Raw genomic sequence first — 19,406 nt, 5'->3', positions numbered from 1 at the left:
GCAAATGATGTCCTGATTGCATAGAAGCAAAGAAAAATGCAGCATGCCATTTCTTGGCGCGGCGGCAGGCCATCAGACCGGGTTTACTTCTCCGGGTGAGAACTTCTTGCCGTCAGGCTTTCGGTAGAAGGGGTCTGATACGGCATCCATGACGCGCGCGCAGCAAGTTGGCGTACTTATCGGCCTGGCGATCGTAGCGGCGCTCACGATCCTGCGGGCAAGTGACCCGCCGCTGCTGAAGCAGGCCCGCGATCTCACATTTGACGAATATCAGCGCATCGCGCCACGGACCTTCGAAAGCCTGCCCGTCAAGGTTGTCGATATAGATGAAGCCTCGCTGCGGGAGTTCGGTCAGTGGCCATGGCCGCGAGACCGGCTCGCCACCCTGGTCGACAGGCTCAGTGAAATGGGGGCATCGGCGATCGCGTTTGATGTTCTCTTCGCCGAGCCGGACCGTCTATCGCCACGTACAGTCGTACGAGACGTTGCCGGAATTGATCCCTCGCTGCTTGGTCAACTGCCTGACAATGATGAGATTTTTGCTCAAGCGATTACCGGGAAACCTGTCATCCTGGGCTTTGGCTTGTCCAATGAAGGCAATTATCGCCCACAGGTGAAGGCCGGCTTTGCCTTTACAGGTGAAAATCCTGCTGGCGCGCCTCCACGCATCAAGGCCGCGACACCGCTGCGGCCGGAATTTGAAGCGAACGCCGCCGGCATCGGGCACATCAGCCTCAATCCCGGTGACCCATCGGCGGTTGTTCGCGCGGTTCCGCTTTTCCTGAGCGATGGCGAGCAACTTTACCCTAACCTTGCACTTGAAGCACTGCGCGTAGCCCAAGGCGCTTCCACCTATGTACTGGCAGGCGCAACAAATGTGCCCAACACCATAACCATGGTCAAAATCGGCGAATTCGAAGTTCCGGTGACTGCCGAAGGTGAACTATGGCTCTATATCACCCCCGATACCGCCGAGAGATATATTTCAGCCAAGGATGTACTGGCGCAGGGAGGCGCCACTCCCGAGATAAAGAATGCTATCGACGGCAGTATCGTGTTTATCGGGACATCCGCAGCAGGGCTTCAGGATATCCGTACCACTGCCCTTGGACAGAACGTGCCTGGCGTGTCGCTGCACGCGCAGACTGTCGAGCAAATATTGTCGGGACGCTTTCTCTCGCGCCCGGATTGGGCAAATGGGCTCGAAATCCTGTCGATCGCAGCGATGGGAAGTCTGCTGGTGATATTGACCACGTTCGTTAGTCCGGCTGTCGCCCTGGTTTGCGGGCTGCTGATCACGGTCATGGCGCTTGTCGCGTCGTGGCTTGCCTTTTTCTACGCGGGCCTCTTGTTTGATCCCTTGGCGCCAATTGTCAGCGGGTCGATAACCCATTTTGCAGCGACTTCATTTCGCTTTCTGGTGATCGACCGCGAACGCCGGGAGGTCAGACGCGCATTTGGCCACTATCTTTCACCTTCGCTGCTGTATCGCATCGAGCATACGCGCAATGCATTGCGCCTTGGGGGAGACGACCGGGAACTCACGGTTATGTTTGTCGACGTTCGCAATTTCACCGAAATCAGCGAACGCCTGACCCCGGCAGAAGTCGTGTTGTTCCTTAATACGCTTCTTGATGCGCTTAGCCGTCACGTCATTGCCAACGAGGGGACTCTCGACAAGTTTATCGGCGACTCCATAATGGCCTTCTGGAACGCTCCTGTAGACGTAGCCAACCATGCCAACAAGGCGGTCCATGCCGCCTTGGCCATGCGTGAGACACTCGCGCGCCTCAATCAGACTAATGCGTTTGGCTTTGGCGACGAACAGAAAGTCGGAATAGGTATTGGTATCCATACGGGTCTTGCATGCGTCGGAAACATGGGTGCGGAGACACGCTTCAATTATTCCGCCATTGGTGATGCGGTCAACATTGCCGCGCGCATCGAATCCTCCTGCAAGGAGGTCAGCTTCGACATTCTTGTTTCAGACAGCACCGCCGAAATGCTGCCGGGCTATGCTTTGCTCGAGGCAGGCGCACTTGCGTTGAAGGGTAAAAGTATGCGGACCAGGCTTTTCGCGGTGGTCGGTGATGAAAAGCTCGGTGGGTCTGCCGAATTTGTGCAACTGCAGGCTATCCACGCCCAACTCATCGAAGCCTTGCGTTTGCGGTCTTCAAGCAGTCGCAGGTTCTTGCGGATCGCAAAATTGCAGGCGGTGGAAATCACAAATGGTCTGCCGGAATTCTATCGCCGGATATCGCGGCGAGCCGATCACTTCGTTGATCAGCCGGCAGCGAAGGACCGGTCCCCCGGCATTTGATCGGATCCGGTTATCTGTTGTGCCTTGGTCCATTACCATCCCGGTTATTGCGGCCTCCATCGTGATCGTGACGATCTTTACCGCGCCGATCATCATCATGCCTGTCGTGATGATGACGGTCTTTATCATGGTGCCTGTCGTGATGATGGTGCTTGTCATGCTTGTGCGGCCGATCCGGCTTGTCCGGCTTGTCCGGCTTGGATGGCGCATCAGGCGTCCTTGGCGTGGCCGGCGGCGCGGGCGGATCGGGCGCATCGGAGGGTGCTGCGGCAGGCGGATCAGAGGCCCGAGGACTCTGAGGAGCAGGCGGATCAGGAGCTCGCGGACTTTGCGGGGCAGGGCTGGGAGCCCTGGCTGGAAGCGAGCCGTTATCCGCGGGCTCCGCTGCTGCCATCGAAAGACCGCACCCTGTGCCAGTTATTCCCAATCCTCCTGAGAGCTTTTGATTGCCCGACAGGAACGGGAGTGCCTTCGTACTGCCCAACGTCTTGAAGATGTTCCGATCGACGCGGCGGGTATCGGTAATTTGGCCATTGGGCTTGGCAACGACGCAATCGCAGCGGCGCTTCAGTTCCTTACAGCCGCCCGCACCGCAAAATCGCGCCGAACCGTTCAAGAGGACGACCGCTGTCGTTCCGTCCGGGCCCACATAGAAGTCGAATGCGGTTCCACGCACGCCGATCGTCCCAGCCGGGGTCAAGATATTATAGGCCGACGATTTTGAATTTCCGCTGACCCAGCGAAACGTGCCCTTGGCAGCTTTGATCGTCAATTTCTTGACGGAGTCCGCGTCATCATAGACGAACTTGTCGATCGTCACAGACGAACCCCAGCCCACCGCCAGCTTGGTACCATCGCGGAACAGGAATTGACCAAGGCCCGACCGAGAGGTCTTGATCCTTTCGTCCCGATGGACCGGCGTATCCACCGCTATGGGACCACCTCCGCCAGTTACTTCCGTTTTGATGAGGACGGCCTCGCCAACAGGCTCCGCAGCCATCGTCGGCAGCGGGCTTAAAAGTGTCATACCAAGCGCCGCTACGGCGGCAGCACGCGAGTACGGCATCGGATCCCCCATCAGAAGCCGAAGATAGTACATGCGATAGAGACAAGTGTCCCTTCATCCTTATTGGTTAGAGAGGTTGGGGGTAAGGCCCGCCCTGATCTCGTATTTTGATCTCGTATTTGAAGGGAGTCGGCGGAGGCCCTAGCCGTCCTTCGTTGCGCTGGAAGAATAGGTCAACCAGCCAAGCACCACCGCTACGAACAGCAAGGCCGGCACATCGCCCAGCATATGACCCAGATGCGTATCGGGTCTGAAGGACTGGACCGCCATGATCAGCGCGTGCACGACACTCGACCAAATCGTGAACTCTATTAGCGACCGATGTGCTAAGGGATCGCGCGATGCACGGATCAGAAATATTCCAAGCGTTGCGTATATGCCCACGATCATCATGAAATAGTGCGAAGCGGTGGGCGGGCCGTCATGCCAAGCCCAACCCGATGGCCAGATAATCGCGAGCGGATAGACCAGACAGAATGCAACACCGAAGGCAATCAAAGCGACCTGTAAAAGTTTTAGCCGGGACATGGGCACGCTACTTTCTTGAGGGACCGAACGGTATTCTTCGTCAGAAGCATATTTAAAACCAGCCATCCATGAAACGTATTTTGCTCTAGGTCGGTGGCCGCGCGGCAGGATTATGCGCAATTTATGAAGCGGACCAAATCGGCCCGATTTCCACACCATGCTTACCTGGAAGCGGCACGCCTTCTCGATTGGAAATCAGTATATACGGCTGAATTGATGGGTATTTTGGCGCACCCGACAGGATTCGAACCTGTGACCTCTGCCTTCGGAGGGCAGCACTCTATCCAGCTGAGCTACGGGTGCTGATACAAGGCGTGGCCTTACATGCGCGAAGCGTTTCTAACCGATGCGGCCCGCAGCTTCAATGGCGAATTTCGGTTGTATGAAAGGAAACTGTGCGGTTTCCGAAGGGCGCAGGTCACAGCTTCCAATCCTGTCATGCGCCTGATGTGTGATAAGTATAATGTCTCGAACCGATACAGCCTTTGGCTTCAACGCCGAATTTTGCGTTGATTTCCCACGTTGCATGGCGCGATCATGTCTGGCGGGTGCTAGACTGGTTTGCGCAGATTTAGCTTTGTTGAGAGAAAATGGAGACCCCTCATGGCGACCAAGACAGATTTCACTGCAGAGGAATGGACTGAAGTGCTTGGCAGCGTGATGATGGCAGGGATGGCTGTTACGCTGGCCGATCCAAGCGGCCTCATCGGCATGACCCAAGAAGGGCTGGCCAGTGGCAGCGCACTCGTCGCGGCAAAGACCGATCCGAATTCGAATGACTTGATCAAGTCGGTGGTATCCGACTTCGAGACTTCCGAGGGACGCACAGCGGCGCGCGGCCTGATCAAAAGCAAACTTGCGGGCAAGCAGCCGGCCGAGATGAAGGGCGCTATCCTGCAAACGCTCAGCCAAGCCGTTGCACTCGTTGGCGCGAAAGCTCCCGATGACGTTGCCGGATTCAAGGCTTGGCTTTATGGCATCAGTGAACGCGTGGCGAATGCGGCCAGCGAAGGTGGTTTCATGGGTTTTGGCGGCGTTCGGGTGAGCGACGCGGAAAAAGCCACTCTGGACGAGATTTCGAAGGCGCTTAAGCTCACCGCTTGAACGGCGAGATCAACATAAACGGGAGGAACGGTTCAGTGGCCAGCAACCAGTCAGTGTTAGAGCAGATGCTTCAAGCTGCCCTGCAGGGAGGTGGACTCCGCGCGGGCCAAGGAACGAATGCGCCTAACCAGCCGGCGCCGAGCGGGTCGGGCAATCTCAGCGATATTTTAGGAAGCCTGTTGGGCGGGAGCCCAGCAGCGGGTGGGGGCGGAGCAACCGTGGGTCGATCGGTTCCTGCCGGCAACGGTGGGCTGGGCGATATTCTGGGCAGTCTCCTGGGGGGCGCAGCGGCCGGCAACGGCGCGAGCGGTGGCAGCGTTCCAACGAGATCGCCCCAGCCGCAGGCCCAAATGCCACAAAAAGCAGGAACGAACGATCTCGCCCGCTATGGCGGCATGGCGGTGATCGGCGTACTCGCCTACCAGGTGTTCAAGCGATATCAGCAAGCTGGACAATCGGGAGCGAAGTCGCCCGGAATAGATACGGCTGCAGTCGTGCCGCCTGCCGACAACGGTTTTCATCCCGCGCAAGCGCCCGGTGGTGCCGATGCCCTCTCAGGTGTGTTCGTCAAGGCAATGGTGGCCGCGACACAGGCCGACGGCGTCATCGACGAAGATGAACAGCGTAAGTTGGCCGGGCGCCTTGATCAGCTTGGTATCAGTTCCGCTGATCGCGGCGGCTTGGCCGAACAGCTGACGACGCCTGTGGATCTTCGAGAGATACTGAACGCCGCAACTTCGCCGGAGGTGGCGCTACAGATATACATGGCTTCAGTGATGGCGATAGCGGTCGATACACCCGCGGAGAAAAATTATCTCGACGGGCTCGCGCGTGCTCTTAAGATCGATCCGGGGCTGAAAGCGCAGGTCGAACAAACTCTGGGTCGTGGCTGATACGCCCTGTTTTGGAGCTACGTCTTACAGCGGGCTGCACATAATCTACCAGGAACGGCGCTCGCTCTCCGCATCCGTGCCAGTTCGACATAGTTCGGCCATTGGCATCACGCTTCGTTTGCGTGAAGATGCCGCAGAAAGAGTCGAACACCATGAACCTGCGTTTTGTCGAAACATTCCTCTGGATCGTCCGCCTCGGCAGTTTTAGTGCCGCCGCGGAGAAACTGAATACAACTCAGGCTTCGATCTCCAACCGCATTGCCACACTCGAACGCGAACTTGGCGTTCAGCTGTTTGATCGCGACATGCGCACTGTAAAACTGACACCTGTTGGCCAGCAGGCGGTGTCCAAAGCAGAAGAGATCGTGAAGGCCGTTGGAGAATTTCGCGAGGCGATTGCCGATCCGACCAGTCTGAAAGGTTCAGTCAGCATCGGCACGATCGACTCCATCGTCCACTCGTTTCTACCACGCCTCGTAGAGCGTGTCCAAGAGCGCTATCCGGGGATCGCTATTGATCTCAATGTCGACACCAGCCTCAATATGGCACGCGAAATCATCGAACGGAAAATCGATCTGGCGTTGATCATGGGACCGGCGCTTGATCATGGATTGGTCAATATCGATCTTGGAACCTATGGTTGCGTCTGGGTGGCGAGTCCAAAATACGGCTTGGCAGGCAAAAAACTGACACTTGCGGACCTTGCGAGCTACCCGTTGCTGGCCTTTTCAAAGGGAAGCGTTCCTCATCACGGGCTGTTACAGCAGTTTCGTGAAGCCGGGCTTGAGCCACCCGCGATCTCGAACTCCAACTCGCTTGCCACCATTATGCGCCTTGCCAAAGATGGCCTTGGCGTTGCGCCTCTGCCGCGCGTCATTCTTGGCGAATATGTCGATGCAGGTGCACTGGAGATTCTTGACGTTACACCAGCATTTCATCCGCTCACATTCCATGCGGTCTATGCCGATCACCCGGACAGTCTTCTACCGTCGATCATTGCCCAGATGGCGGCTGAAGTATCGCTCTGTATGGCGGACGCCTGAGCGCATGCTGGCGGGACACAAACAGCCCACCACGAATGCATAAGAAAATTCTATAGGATTGCTCAATTATTTCGAGTTTGTCTCACCATGATATTTTGCGCACGATCCCTTCATCGAAAATGGAGGTATGAGCGTGAAAGTCAGTCTGGTGCAAATGAACTCGCAGGACAGCAAGGCCGCAAATCTGGACACGGCGGCACGTTTGATCAACGAAGCCGTTGAGAATGATGCCCCTGATCTCATTGTGTTGCCCGAATACTATGCCTTCCTGGGCGAGGGCCGGGACAATATCTACGCCAATGGCGAGACATTTCCGGATGGCGATGGCTACCGGCTGATGTCGGGACTGGCGGCAAAACACAGCGTAACAATTCATGCTGGCAGCGTTGTCGAACAGGATGGCAACAAATATTACAACACGACGATCGTCTTTGGCCCTGACGGTAAGGAACTGGCGAAATACCGCAAGATTCATCTGTTCGATGTGGATACGCCAGGCGGCACGGTCTACCGCGAGTCAGATACGATCAGCCGCGGCGAGGACATTGTGACCTACCAAGTCGGCGATACGAAAGTCGGTTGCGCCATCTGCTATGACGTTCGCTTTCCCGAATTGTTCCGCAAATTGCGCGATGAGGGTGCCGAAGTCATCGTTCTTCCCGCTGCCTTCACGCTGATGACCGGCAAGGATCATTGGGAAGTGCTTGCCCGTGCCCGCGCGATCGAAACGCAGACCTATTTCCTTGCAGTTGGGCAGGCGCTCTCCCATGCCGAGGGGCGCAAATGGTGTTGGGGTCATTCCATGGTCATCGACCCATGGGGCCATATCGTGGCGCAATGCTCAGACGGTGTCGGAACCACCAGCTCCAAACTGGACCTTGGCTACGTCACAAAAGTGCGCGGCGATGTTCCCGTTGCCCGCCACCACGTGCTTTGAGAGGTCAGACCATGTTTGAAGTCAATGAAATGCCACGTCAGATCGATGCTGATTTGATCAACCTCATGGAACAGGTCGAGACAGCCACGATTGGACACTTCCTGCATTCGGGATTCGTCGATCGGGAGATTCGCGCCGTTTTGCCGGAAAAACGTGTAGCCGGAACGGCTGTCACCATCCGGATACCGCATGCGGATTCGACTATCCTGCATTACCTGACCAAAATAGTCCGTCCTGGCGATTTCGTCGCAATCGAACGGTGTGGTGATAATCGCCATGCCTGCTGGGGCGGGGTCGTGACACATGCGATGAAGCTCGCCGGCGCTGTCGGTGCGGTAATCGATGGTCCGGCCACGGATTTTTCCGAGATACGCAAAGTGGAAATGCCCATGTGGTGTCGTGGACCGTCGCCGATAACGACCAAAATTCTGGGCCTGGAAGGGGCGATTAACGTCCCGGTTACGGTCGGTGGTCAAGTTATCACGCCAGGCGATGCAATCATCGCCGATGAAAGTGGTGTCGTGGTCCTGGCACCATCCCAGGCACGGGCTGCCGCTGAAAAAGCGCTCGGCATGCAGGAAAACGAAATCCTTTTGCTCGAACGCTTGCGTAGAGGCGAATTTCTTCCCGACATTTCGGGAGCTACGAAAATCGTGGAGGGCCAGAAGCGCCAAGTCGCCTGATCGATAACCGTCAACTCATAAAAACAGGGAACGAGATGATGTTTGCAAGACTTTCAATTGCTGTTTCAGCGCTCACAATCGCCGCTGTCAGCAGCGCTTCGGCCGAGACTGTAACGCTGACGGCCTATAGCGGTATCTTTCAAGAACACTACACGAAGGCCGTCATCGAGCCGTTCATGAAAAAATATCCCGATATCACTGTGCAGTTCTATGGCATGCCGAACTCGGCGCAGATGCTTGGGACCCTCCGTGCGCAGAAGAGCAGCCCGCAAATAGATGTGGCGATCCTTGATGTGAGTGTAGCGAAGGCGGGCACGGACGAGGGCCTGTTCGACAAGGTAGATGAAAGTGTTTCTGCAAACGTCAAGGATCTTTACCCTAATGCCCACGCCGAAGGTGTTGCAGGCGTCGGTGTTACCTTCGACAATCTGGTGATCATCTATAACACTGACCAGGTGAAGGCCGCGCCGACGTCCTGGAACGCCCTTTGGGACAAGCAGTATGAAGGAAAGGTGATCATACAGGCTGCCCCCGATATTCAAGGAACAACATTTACGATCATTTCGAACAAGCTTGCCGGCGGCGGAGACTACAAAACCGACGTTTCGGCAGGCATCGCCAAGATTGGCGAACTTGCGCCGGGCGTGCAGACCTGGGATCCGAAGCCGGACGTTTACGCTCCAATTGCCAACGGACAGGCCGCTTTGGGCATCGGCTGGAATGCGCGTGCTCAGATCTATTCCGGAACCTCCGGTGGAAAACTGGGCGTAGCCTTGCCGGAAGAGGGGAGCGGCTTCCAGATCAATACGATCAATCTCGTGAAGAACGCTCCCGCAGGCGATGCGGCGAAGAAGTTCATTGATTACGCGCTCAGCCCTGAAGCGCAGGCAGCTTTCACGAGCGAAATGTTCTACGCTCCTACAAATTCCAAGACTGTCATCGCACCCGATGCTTTGAAGCGTACGGCCGCGGACGATATGGACAAGATGATCGATATCGATTGGCTGGCAGTGGCCAAGGTTCGTGATGGCATCACCGAGCAATGGCGGCGTCGCATCATTCCGCTCAGCCGCTAAAGTTCAAGCCGTGAAAATTTGGAGGCTACCATGATGCATCAGACCATCAAACGAGATGGCGTTGAAACGATTGGCGATCCGTATCTCAGCCTGGAAGGTATCAACAAGAAATATGGTCTTGTCGAAGTTATCTCAAATCTCAATCTCGAGGTCCGCAAGGGCGAGTTGATCGCTCTGCTTGGCCCTTCTGGATGCGGCAAAACCACGACTCTGCGTATGATTGCGGGATTGATTTCCCCGTCTGCCGGAAAGATCACTGTCGAGGGGCGCGACGTTACGCAAATTGCACCTCATGGCAGGGATATGGGGCTGGTCTTTCAAAGCTATGCCCTGTTTCCGCATATGACCGTGGCGAAGAATGTCGCATTTGGTCTCGAAATGCGCGGCCTGTCGCGTGCCGATATTGCCAGCAAGGTGGCCAAGGCGCTTGCCATGGTTCAGCTCGGCCATCTTGCCCAGCGAAAGCCACGGGAGCTGTCCGGTGGCCAGCAACAACGTGTTGCATTGGCTCGTGCGCTGGTCATTGAACCGTCGATACTTCTGCTCGATGAACCGCTCTCGAATCTCGACGCAAAGCTGCGCGATGAAATGCGGACGCAAATACGGGACATACAGCAGCAGCTGGGCATTACGACAGTTTTTGTGACGCATGATCAGGTAGAAGCCTTGAGTATGTGTGATCGCATCGTGGTCATGAAAGGCGGACTGATTGAACAGGTCGGCACGCCGCATGATATCTATGAGCAGCCGGCGACACCGTTCGTAGCTTCATTTGTAGGTCGAACTAATCGCGTCAAAGGCAAGCGCACGGCGGACGGATCTATACGGGTTGGTTCATCGGTCATTCGGTCGACCAAACCGCCAGTGCAGGAGGACGTCATGGTGATGGTGCGCCCGCATCGCGTTCATATCGATTGGAATGCCGCGTCAACGGAACAACAAGGTGAAACGGCGAACCGAATGGCCGCTGTACTTTCGCGTATTACCTTTGTCGGCGACGTCATCCAGTATCATTTTGATGTCGACGGTTCCGAATTCATCGTTGAAGAGTCGACCAAAAAATCTCAAACCAGCCATCAACAGGGCGACAGAGCCGTCCTCTCCTGGAGCGTCGGGGACACGCTCGTCTTTGGAGCAGATCTATGACGACTGCAACCTTCGATATGCCTGTCAGCGCACAGAGATCGTCCAGCGCTACCGGTATGGCTGTTGCCCTGCTGTTGCCAATCGCCCTGGTCAACGCAATCGGATTTATCCTTCCGGTATTCAATCTGGCACGAATGTCCTTTAACGAAGCCCTGCCTGGCGGCGGTATTGCAGAGGCGTTCACGGCCGCCAACTGGACCGGGCTGCTTCAGGATAGTTTTTATATCGAACTGATCACGAACTCGGTCCTGGTCAGCTTCGGAATCACACTCGCAACCCTGTTGGTAAGCTATCCCATCGCGCTTTATCTTCATCGCGCGTCGGGTGCGTGGAGGACGTTCTTGACGGTGCTCGTCATTTCACCGCTCCTGACCTCAGCGGTGGTGCGAACCTATGGCTGGATCGCCCTCCTTGCCGAACAGGGGCCGGTGGCCAATGTGATTGCGTCGATGGGGTTTCACCCGCCGCGGATGATGTTCAACACCACCGGCGTCGTCATTGGACTGACCGAGATCTTGATGCCTTATATGATCCTGTCGTTGATGGCCGGATTCGGCCGGCTCGATCCCAAGGTAGAGGAGGCGGCCCGAACGCTCGGCGCGACACCTTTCAGGACATTCTGGCGTGTGATCCTGCCTCTTACGTTGCCGGGTATCGCCCTTGGCTGCCTTCTCTGCTTTGTCCTGGCCATCTCCTCCTTCATTACGCCGAAGCTGATGGGCGGCGGACGGGTGTTCTTGCTGGCTACGGAAATCTACGATCAGGCAATCGTGACATTGAACTGGCCGCTGGCCGCGACACTGTCGATGCTGGTGCTCATCATTTTCGGAGCTGCATTGGCTGTTTATTCGCGCGTGCTGCGTATGATTGAAGGGTAACCAACGGCAATGGAAGATAATCCCACCTCCTGGTTTATGCGGATTACCGTAACCATCCTGTTCCTGTTTCTTCTGGCACCGGTCCTGCTCGTGTTTCCGATCTCCTTCAGTGGCGATCAGGTCCTCGCCTTTCCGCCGAGCTCGTGGTCGCTGCGGTGGTATGAGGCCCTGCTCGGAAACAACGTCATGATGTCGGCGTTTCTGACAAGTCTCGGGCTTGCAAGCGTTGTTACTGTCCTGTCGTTGATTATCGCAATTCCCGCGTCCTATGCGATCGTCCGGTTGAAGGTCACCGGGTCGGAATTTCTGTTCAATCTTTTCACCGCCCCGTTGCTGTTGCCGACAATCGTTCTGGGGCTGGCCATCCTGATCATTTTTGCGTCGATGGGTCTCCTGGCAACATTTACAGGCCTCGTGATCGGCCACCTGGTGATCACGCTTCCCTATGCGTTGCGAGTGCTCTCCGTGTCGCTCGGTAATCTCAACCTTGCCTGCGAAGAGGCGGCTTCGTCGCTTGGAGCCAAGCCGCTGGCCGTGTTCGCGAAGGTCACCCTGCCCATGATGGCGCCGGGCATAGTCGCCGCGACCGCGCTCTGTTTCCTCGTTTCATTTGACGAAGTGGTCATCACGCTGTTCCTGACTGGCCCGAGGATGACGACATTGCCGGTCGAGCTATTCCATCATGTCGAGAGCCAGGCTGACCCGTTGGTTGCAAGCGTTTCGGTTCTTCTGATTCTGATGACACTGGCAGTGGTCATGATCGTGGACCGGACAATGGGCCTGACGAAAGCCTTCGTGAAGTAGTGGATTTCTCATGCGAGGCTTTGCGGTGCGAATGCATCATGACACGTCTCCAGGAAACGCGTCTTGCGTGAGCATGGCGTCCAACAGCGATAGGCGAGAAGAAAAGCCAGAATCCCCGGCGGCACATTGACGAGGAAGATTGCCCGCTAACACGCCGACCCAGCGCATCTTGGCTGCGTGGGGTCGTGCGGGATATTTGTGCGGAGTAACAATCCAGCAATTCATCGATTGAGAACGAATGTCGGCTTTGCCAAGGAACCATGCACTGGCCAAGTCGTTTAACGCTGCGCCATCACGAATATTTTTAAGGGTTCCAGACGCCATTTGTGAGATATCTGATGGCACTGCACCGTAGACTAGCCAAGGAGATCGACATGCAGATGAACCGACGCCATGTGTTGGCGCTTTCCGGAGCCGCAGCCGCGACGACGCTTTTCGCACCAGCCATCCGGGCTAGCGCGGCGGCACCTTTCAAACAGCCCGAACTGCCTTACGCGGAAGAGGCGCTTGCGCCTGCGATTTCAGCGAGAACGGTTGGCCTCCACTATGGAAAACACCACGCCGGTTACTTCAAGAAGCTCAATACCTTGGTTGAAAAGACGCCCTATGCGGATCTCCCGCTTGAAGAGGTAGTCGTGCGTGCCAAAAAGGGTGGAGATACCGCGATCTTCAACAACGCCGCACAGGCGTGGAATCACAATCTCTATTGGCAACAGTTCAAGGGCGGATATACGGCACCAAAAGGTGAATTTCTCAAAGCCATCGAGAGCAGTTTTGGCGGGTTTGACGACCTGAAGAAGAAGATGACCGCCGAGGGCGACAATGTGTTCGGGACGGGATGGGTATGGCTCACGAAGGATGGCGAGAAGCTGTCAATCGTCGGGATGCAGGACGCCGGCGACCCGCTCGCAGAGGGCAAGAAAGCGTTGCTTGGCATCGATGTCTGGGAGCATGCATATTATCTCGACTACGAGAACCGCCGCCCGGAACACGTTGCGGCAGTTCTCGGCAAGCTTGTTAACTGGGAATTTGTCGGCGAACAATTTCAGGCATGATAGTCTGCGCAAAGCGCCGTCCCCCGTTTCCGGGGAACAGCGCTTGAAATCTGATTAGTCGATGTCGAAGGATACGCCCTGTGCCAAGGGAAGGGCTGACGAATAGTTCACCGTATTCGTGGCACGGCGCATATAGGCCTTCCATGCGTCCGATCCGGACTCGCGCCCGCCACCGGTTTCCTTCTCGCCGCCAAAGGCTCCGCCGATTTCAGCGCCGGACGTGCCGATATTGACGTTGGCGATACCGCAGTCTGACCCGTCAGCGCTGAGGAAACGTTCAGCTTCCTGCAGATTGAGCGTGAAGATCGAAGACGAAAGCCCTGCTCCGACTGCGTTGTGATCGGCAATCGCTTTATCGAAATCGCTGTATTTCATGACGTAGAGGATAGGAGCGAAGGTCTCGTCGGTTACCGGTCCATCCTGCTGCGGCATTTCGACAAGAGCCGGACGGACATAATAGGCATTGTCGTATTCGGTATCGATGCGCGCGCCGCCCGTTACCTTACCACCATGATCGATTGCTTGCCTCAGCGCCTTCTGCATATTGTCATAGGCTGCCTTGTCGATAAGTGGGCCGACCAACGCCGATGTATCGAGCGGACTGCCGACAGAAACGCTCTCATAGGCTTTTTTCAGGCGGGGCACGAGCGTTTCATAGACGCTTTCATGCACGAATAGACGGCGAAGGCTCGTGCAACGCTGACCGGCGGTTCCCATTGCGCCGAAGGCAATAGCACGCAGCGCCATGTCGAGATCGGCCGAGGGGCAGACGATACCGGCATTGTTGCCGCCAAGCTCGAGGATCGAGCGGGCGAAACGCTTGGCGAGACGCGGCCCGACCTCACGGCCCATGCGGGTCGATCCTGTTGCCGATACAAGCGCTACCTTCGGATGATCGACGAGTGCCTCGCCAACAGTGCGATCGCCCATCAGTACCTGGCTAAGACCGGCGGGAACATCACCAAAACGCTTGGCGGCGCGCTCAAAGATCGCCTGGCATGCAAGCGCGGTTAGAGGTGTTTTTTCCGATGGTTTCCAGACAACGGCATTACCGCAGACGAGTGCGAGCGCCGTGTTCCACGACCAGACGGCAACCGGGAAATTGAAAGCGGAAATAACACCAACGACGCCAAGCGGGTGCCAGGTTTCCATCATGCGATGTCCGGGACGTTCGGTTGCGATGGTCAGGCCGTAGAGCTGGCGCGACAAACCGACAGCAAAATCGCAAATGTCGATCATTTCCTGGACTTCGCCGAGGCCCTCTGACGGGATCTTGCCAGCTTCGATCGAAACGAGGCGGCCGAGCTCACTCTTCAGCGCGCGCAACTCTTCACCGAACAGACGCACAAGCTCGCCGCGCCTTGGGGCAGGAACAAGACGCCATTCGCGGAACGCTGCATCAGCCTGTTCGATCGTCCTTGCCGTATCGTCCGCCGAATGAATCACGATATCGGCGATTTTCTCTCCGCTTACGGGACTAAAAGAAGGCATATTGCCTCCGGTATAGGCGGATTCAGCTGCGCCGAGCTTGGAAAGGAGTGTTTTCACTTCTTGAGCAATGGTCATCTTGCTTTTCCTTTGTCTGTTTGCCTGCCGATTTGGGGCAGCTTTTATCAGGCGGTTCTAATTTTATGATACAGCCGCTGCTCAGCTCGCGAGCGCAATCGGTTTGAAGTGTCTCAGGCATGCATCGATGGATGCTTTTTCAAGACTTTCATAATGCGCGAATTCATCGAGAACCGGTACGCCAAGTTGGTCCTCGAATTCCCGCTGGCTGGGACTCGCTGCGAATTTCTCGCTTGCGTCGTCGCCGAGATTGGATTGGAAAATTCCGGCGGCGCTCACCGGCAGAAAATCCTCATAGACGATCGGGTCGAACTGGACGGCGCCCATCGCGACGAGGGTTTCGATATTGGCGGCTTCGCGAGGCGACAGCGTGTTCAGCGGAAAGCACTCGACGACAGAATAACGGAAATAACCGAGCCCATCGACGCGGATATCATTCCAATCATCCGGGAAGGCATTGAACGCATCAGCCAACGCAGCAACGTAGGCCTCGGCGTTCGAGCCATCCGCGGCAGGGCGAACCACTTCACGCGATCTGGCCAGATGTTGGTCGTAGAGCGCACGTCCTTTAGGTGTCAGCGCAATGCCGCGCTGCTCGATTTCGCCGAAGCGGGCCGTATGCGAGCCCGCCTCCCATTCGCCTAGAGCGTTGCGGAACGACACATTTTCCTCAAGCGCCTTGAAAGACGTCTGGCGCAGGAGAATCGGGCAGGCCCGGGTAGGAGGGCCTTCGATCACTGCCTTTGGCGAAATACCATGCGCCGGCATCAGATCCTGAACGGCATCGATATCCAGTGTGCGCGGCGTCAGATGATTGATGTGCGGCCCTTTGAAAGACACGACATCGGCGACCAGCCGGTGGGCATCGTGCAGGCGATCATAAAACTCAGTACTGACACACGCATGGTCGTGCCAACGGAAAGTCTCGAGGATTTCCCGTACGAAAAGCGCCGCATCGTCCGCGTTGAGGCCGCCATCAGCCTCGGCCTTCTCGATGAGAGAAATCGCCTCGTCGGTGAAAATCTGCCGTGCTTCGAGGATCTTCCGGGCTTCATCGCGGAGCTCTGGATCCGCAACGAGATCGAGCCGCAGCAATGAGGTAAAAACCCGAAAGGGATTGATCTTCAACGCCGCATCGCTTGACGGCCGGAAGGCGGTGGAATGGACGGGAACGCCGGCCTCACTTAGATCGTAATAACCGACCGGATACATGCCCATGATGGCGAACACCCGGCGCAGCATGGCGAGTTCTGCGGCTGTGCCGACACGGATGGCGCCGTGCCGCTCTTCCGAAATACGGTCAAGCGTGTCGGTTTTTTCCAGGCGATGTCTCAGTTCCGGCGATGCGCCAAGCGTTTGTGCGTTCACTTTCGCGACAAGCGACAGAAGTGTTCCATAGGCGGGAACTTCCGTCCGGTACATGGATGACATGGCTGAAGAGAAAGATGCGCGAATAGCATCCGTCGAGACAAAAGTCGTTGATTTCACAATGATGGTTCCGTTGCAGTGGTGCGACAGCAAATTTCATCGCCGTCATGCTTAAACTGGATTATAGATAAGATAATGGCCCGCGGATTGCGATGATTCAAACTGGGTTGATGCGAGATAAGAATGAAGTTAGAGCGGAGGACATCTAAATGGAATCGTTCTGCCCGAGGGAGTTTGGTTCAAGGGCAAGGGGTTTGGCGAGGCCGATGTCTTCCCATCGGACGACGCCGAAACCCGAAGGATTTGGGCCAAATTCACCTGGCCCTTCGGGTTTCCGGCTGGCGGACACCCACTTTGTCAGGCGGCTTCGGACGATGGAAGGGCATCGACCTCGCCACCTTCCGCGTGGATTGCCTCGCCATCCGCGAAACAGAACTGGTTCCATTTAAATGTCCTCCGCTCTAAGCCGCAGGTTGATCCCGGACATCGATATTCTGCAGACATTCGAATGTGCGGCGCGGCATGGCAGTTTTACTCAAGCGGCGAGAGAGCTCCATCTTACGCAGAGTGCTGTCAGCCGGCAGATGAGTGAACTCGAAGGCCAGATCGGTGTGCTGTTGTTCGAGCGCATTCGTCAACGCGTCGTCCTCTCCGACGCCGGGCAGAAGTTTCTGCCGGAAGTACGGCGCCTGCTGGGTCTGACCGAGGAGACAATGCTCCGTGCCATGGCGGCGTCACAGTCGGCTGCCTCCTTGAGTATCGCTACGCTCCCCACCTTCGGCAGCCGCTGGTTGATGCCCAGGCTTCCCGATTTCTTGCGCCGCCATCCCGAAATGGCGCTCAGTGTCGCGTCGCGGTCGGAACCCTTCGATTTCGAGGAGGAGCCTTTCGACCTGGCGATCCATTATGGACAGCCAGTCTGGGCGCATGCCACATGCACCTATCTCTGCAGTGAACTGATCGTACCTGTGGGGAGCCCGGAGCTTTGCGCAGCCAATCCCATAAAGACGCCAACCGAACTGGCAGGCTCCGCGCCATTGCTGCATCTCTCGACACGACCCAAGGCGTGGGCGTCCTGGTTCGAAACAGTGCAAGCAGAGATCGCCACTCCCTACAAGGGGCACCGTTTTGAATATTTCTCCATGGTTATAGAAGCGGCGCTTGCCGGTCTGGGCTTCGCTTTGCTGCCCCGTTATTTGATTGAGCAAGAGGTCGCATCAGGGCGTTTGCTCGTGCTGTTCGAGCAGCCGCTCCAGACCGAGAACAGCTACTACCTTGTGGTGCCCGACCACAAGAAGGAGAACGTTTTGGCACAAAGCTTCTTCACCTGGATAGCCGATCAGGTCACCGAACGACCGACGCGACCCTAATCATTCGACAATCGCATCATGTCTTCAAGAAATTTCATTTCCGTTGGCAAGATCACACCCTATAACGACATGATAATGCGCCGGTTATCTCTGGCCGACCTGACGGTGATCCCATGCTGAATGATGAGCGTTCCCACGGCCTGTGGGAAAAGACCGCGCCGCCCGCGCCAAAGACGGAACGGTTGCATGGAGATATCTCCGTCGACGTTGCAGTGATCGGTGCAGGCTTCACCGGGCTTTCCGCCGCGTTGCATCTGGCCGAAGCAGGAACGAAAGTGGCGGTCGTCGATGCCGTCGAGATAGGGTTCGGCGGCTCAGGCAGAAATGTCGGCCTCGTCAACGCGGGCATGTGGGTGATGCCAAATGATCTGCCCGGGGTATTGGGAGCAGTTCATGGCGAGCGCCTCCTGGAACTGCTCGGAAACGCGCCGCAGTCTGTTTTCAATCTCGTCGATAAATACAAGATTGACTGCGAACTCGAACGCAATGGCACGCTGCACTGCGCGGTTGGTCAGGACGGGCTGAAACAGCTGGAGCAGCGCGCCGAACAATGGCTCGCCCGAGGTGCAGCGGTTCGATTGCTCGATGCGAGGGAAACTGCCGCCAAGGTAGGCTCCGATGCGTACATGGCTTCATTATTGGATAACCGGGCGGGCACGATACAGCCGCTGGGCTACGTTCGCGGGCTTGCCAAGGCGGCTCTCGGCGTTGGCGCTGCTGTTTATACCGGGACGCCGGTAGTGGCCACCGAACAATCCGGTAAGCGTTGGATAGTGCGAACGTCATCGGGCACGATATCGGCCGATTGGGTGGTGGTCGCGACTAACGCCTACACGACATCGCCTTGGCCGGAATTGCGGGCGGAACTTCTGCATCTCCCCTATTTCAATTTCGCCACGGCGCCGCTGCCGGAAGAAGTGCGGAAGACAGTCCTTCCCGAAAAGCAAGGCGGGTGGGATACGAGAGAAATATTGAGCTCCTTCCGCATGGACCGGGCAGGGCGACTGATTTTCGGCAGCGTGGGTGCGTTGCGCGGCACTGGCATGGCCGTGCACAAGGCATGGGCCGCGAGATCCATCCGCAAGCTTTTTCCGCAGATCAAGGATGTGGAATTTGAAGCTGGCTGGTATGGCAAGATCGGCATGACGAGTGACAGTCTGCCGCGCTTCCATACGCTCGCGCCGAACATCATAAGTTTCAGCGGTTATAATGGCCGCGGCATCGCGCCGGGCACAGTATTTGGCCGTCTTCTTGCTGACCACATAGTCGGCAAGATCACCGAGGCTGACTTGCCACTACCGGTAACCCCGCCGAAGGATCAGGGCTTGCGGGCTATTCGTGAAGGATATTATGAAGTCGGTGCGCAACTGGCGCATCTGGTCGGGAACAGGTTTTAAATGAACATGGTTATCGCCGGTTGTGCCGTTCGTTCAACAGCACGATCAACCATCCTCCGGCAGCGAGCGCAAGTGGCAGAACAACAAAGGCAAAAAGCTGAATGCCGTTCAT

At 56.6% G+C, this 19,406-nt stretch carries 17 protein-coding genes and 1 tRNA gene; 13 read left to right on the top strand and 5 right to left on the bottom strand.

What is annotated here, in order from left to right; translation table 11 throughout:
- Positions 1-148 precede the first annotated feature (148 nt).
- Positions 149-2,320 (top strand): CHASE2 domain-containing protein, encoded by a 2,172-nt coding sequence (locus N8E88_RS15320; protein WP_262294414.1) that lies wholly within the window; start codon positions 149-151, stop codon positions 2,318-2,320.
- 10 nt (positions 2,321-2,330) lie between these two features.
- On the opposite strand, the gene N8E88_RS15315 is transcribed toward N8E88_RS15320, so the two are convergent.
- The 3 genes from N8E88_RS15315 to N8E88_RS15305 all read right to left on the bottom strand — a co-directional run bounded on the left by N8E88_RS15315 (position 2,331) and on the right by N8E88_RS15305 (position 4,217).
- Positions 2,331-3,386: a FecR family protein gene (locus N8E88_RS15315; protein ID WP_262294413.1), complete on the bottom strand. Its 1,056-nt coding sequence runs from the start codon at positions 3,384-3,386 to the stop codon at positions 2,331-2,333.
- Between the two features lie 141 nt (positions 3,387-3,527).
- Complete coding sequence (locus N8E88_RS15310; RefSeq protein WP_262294412.1) at positions 3,528-3,914, bottom strand: DUF6632 domain-containing protein; 387 nt, start codon at positions 3,912-3,914, stop codon at positions 3,528-3,530.
- Between the two features lie 226 nt (positions 3,915-4,140).
- Positions 4,141-4,217 (bottom strand) — tRNA-Arg (locus N8E88_RS15305).
- A 300-nt stretch (positions 4,218-4,517) separates the two neighbouring features.
- On the opposite strand from N8E88_RS15305, the gene N8E88_RS15300 reads away from it, so the two are divergent.
- From N8E88_RS15300 to N8E88_RS15255, 10 genes are all read left to right on the top strand, one after another.
- Positions 4,518-5,018, top strand: coding sequence for a hypothetical protein (locus N8E88_RS15300; RefSeq protein WP_262294411.1), 501 nt, complete (start codon positions 4,518-4,520; stop codon positions 5,016-5,018).
- A gap of 218 nt (positions 5,019-5,236) precedes the next feature.
- Complete coding sequence (locus tag N8E88_RS15295) at positions 5,237-5,911, top strand: tellurite resistance TerB family protein (protein WP_262294410.1); 675 nt, start codon at positions 5,237-5,239, stop codon at positions 5,909-5,911.
- 152 nt (positions 5,912-6,063) lie between these two features.
- Positions 6,064-6,954, top strand: coding sequence for a LysR family transcriptional regulator (locus N8E88_RS15290; protein WP_262294409.1), 891 nt, complete (start codon positions 6,064-6,066; stop codon positions 6,952-6,954).
- A gap of 133 nt (positions 6,955-7,087) precedes the next feature.
- Positions 7,088-7,891 carry a carbon-nitrogen hydrolase family protein gene (locus tag N8E88_RS15285; RefSeq protein WP_262294408.1) on the top strand — a complete coding sequence of 268 codons (804 nt, stop codon included), beginning with the start codon at positions 7,088-7,090 and terminating at the stop codon, positions 7,889-7,891.
- An 11-nt stretch (positions 7,892-7,902) separates the two neighbouring features.
- A complete protein-coding gene (locus N8E88_RS15280; protein ID WP_262294407.1) occupies positions 7,903-8,574 on the top strand; it encodes an RraA family protein in 672 nt (223 codons plus the stop codon).
- A gap of 35 nt (positions 8,575-8,609) precedes the next feature.
- Positions 8,610-9,650: an ABC transporter substrate-binding protein gene (locus N8E88_RS15275; protein WP_262294406.1), complete on the top strand. Its 1,041-nt coding sequence runs from the start codon at positions 8,610-8,612 to the stop codon at positions 9,648-9,650.
- 30 nt (positions 9,651-9,680) lie between these two features.
- Positions 9,681-10,796 carry an ABC transporter ATP-binding protein gene (locus N8E88_RS15270; protein WP_262294405.1) on the top strand — a complete coding sequence of 372 codons (1,116 nt, stop codon included), beginning with the start codon at positions 9,681-9,683 and terminating at the stop codon, positions 10,794-10,796.
- The gene (locus tag N8E88_RS15265) at positions 10,793-11,674 is read left to right on the top strand and encodes an ABC transporter permease (RefSeq protein ID WP_262294404.1); all 882 of its coding nucleotides are present in this window, start codon (positions 10,793-10,795) and stop codon (positions 11,672-11,674) included. Before N8E88_RS15270 ends, N8E88_RS15265 begins: the two co-directional genes overlap by 4 nt.
- Before the next feature lie 9 nt (positions 11,675-11,683).
- On the top strand, positions 11,684-12,478 hold the full coding sequence (locus tag N8E88_RS15260) for an ABC transporter permease (protein WP_262294403.1): 795 nt from the start codon (positions 11,684-11,686) through the stop codon (positions 12,476-12,478).
- A gap of 374 nt (positions 12,479-12,852) precedes the next feature.
- Complete coding sequence (locus N8E88_RS15255; protein ID WP_410010677.1) at positions 12,853-13,533, top strand: superoxide dismutase; 681 nt, start codon at positions 12,853-12,855, stop codon at positions 13,531-13,533.
- Positions 13,534-13,587: 54 nt separating this feature from the next.
- Here the strand turns inward: N8E88_RS15255 and N8E88_RS15250 are convergent, their stop codons facing one another.
- Positions 13,588-15,099, bottom strand: a complete 1,512-nt coding sequence (locus N8E88_RS15250) for an L-piperidine-6-carboxylate dehydrogenase (protein ID WP_262294401.1) — start codon at positions 15,097-15,099, stop codon at positions 13,588-13,590.
- Positions 15,100-15,180: 81 nt separating this feature from the next.
- Entirely contained in the window at positions 15,181-16,587 is a 1,407-nt protein-coding gene (locus N8E88_RS15245; RefSeq protein WP_262294400.1) for a 2-oxoadipate dioxygenase/decarboxylase HglS, read from the bottom strand.
- A 389-nt stretch (positions 16,588-16,976) separates the two neighbouring features.
- Between N8E88_RS15245 and N8E88_RS15240 the strand changes: the two genes are divergently transcribed.
- Both N8E88_RS15240 and N8E88_RS15235 read left to right on the top strand, forming a co-directional pair.
- On the top strand, positions 16,977-17,897 hold the full coding sequence (locus N8E88_RS15240) for a LysR family transcriptional regulator (protein ID WP_262294399.1): 921 nt from the start codon (positions 16,977-16,979) through the stop codon (positions 17,895-17,897).
- A gap of 113 nt (positions 17,898-18,010) precedes the next feature.
- Positions 18,011-19,294 (top strand): NAD(P)/FAD-dependent oxidoreductase, encoded by a 1,284-nt coding sequence (locus tag N8E88_RS15235; protein WP_262294398.1) that lies wholly within the window; start codon positions 18,011-18,013, stop codon positions 19,292-19,294.
- Positions 19,295-19,406 lie beyond the last annotated feature (112 nt).

It is taken from the genome of Phyllobacterium zundukense (assembly GCF_025452195.1).
Classification (GTDB): Bacteria; Pseudomonadota; Alphaproteobacteria; order Rhizobiales; family Rhizobiaceae; genus Phyllobacterium; species Phyllobacterium zundukense_A.
Note: the sequence above shows the minus strand (reverse complement) of the source record. Positions and strands in the feature narration are given on the sequence as shown.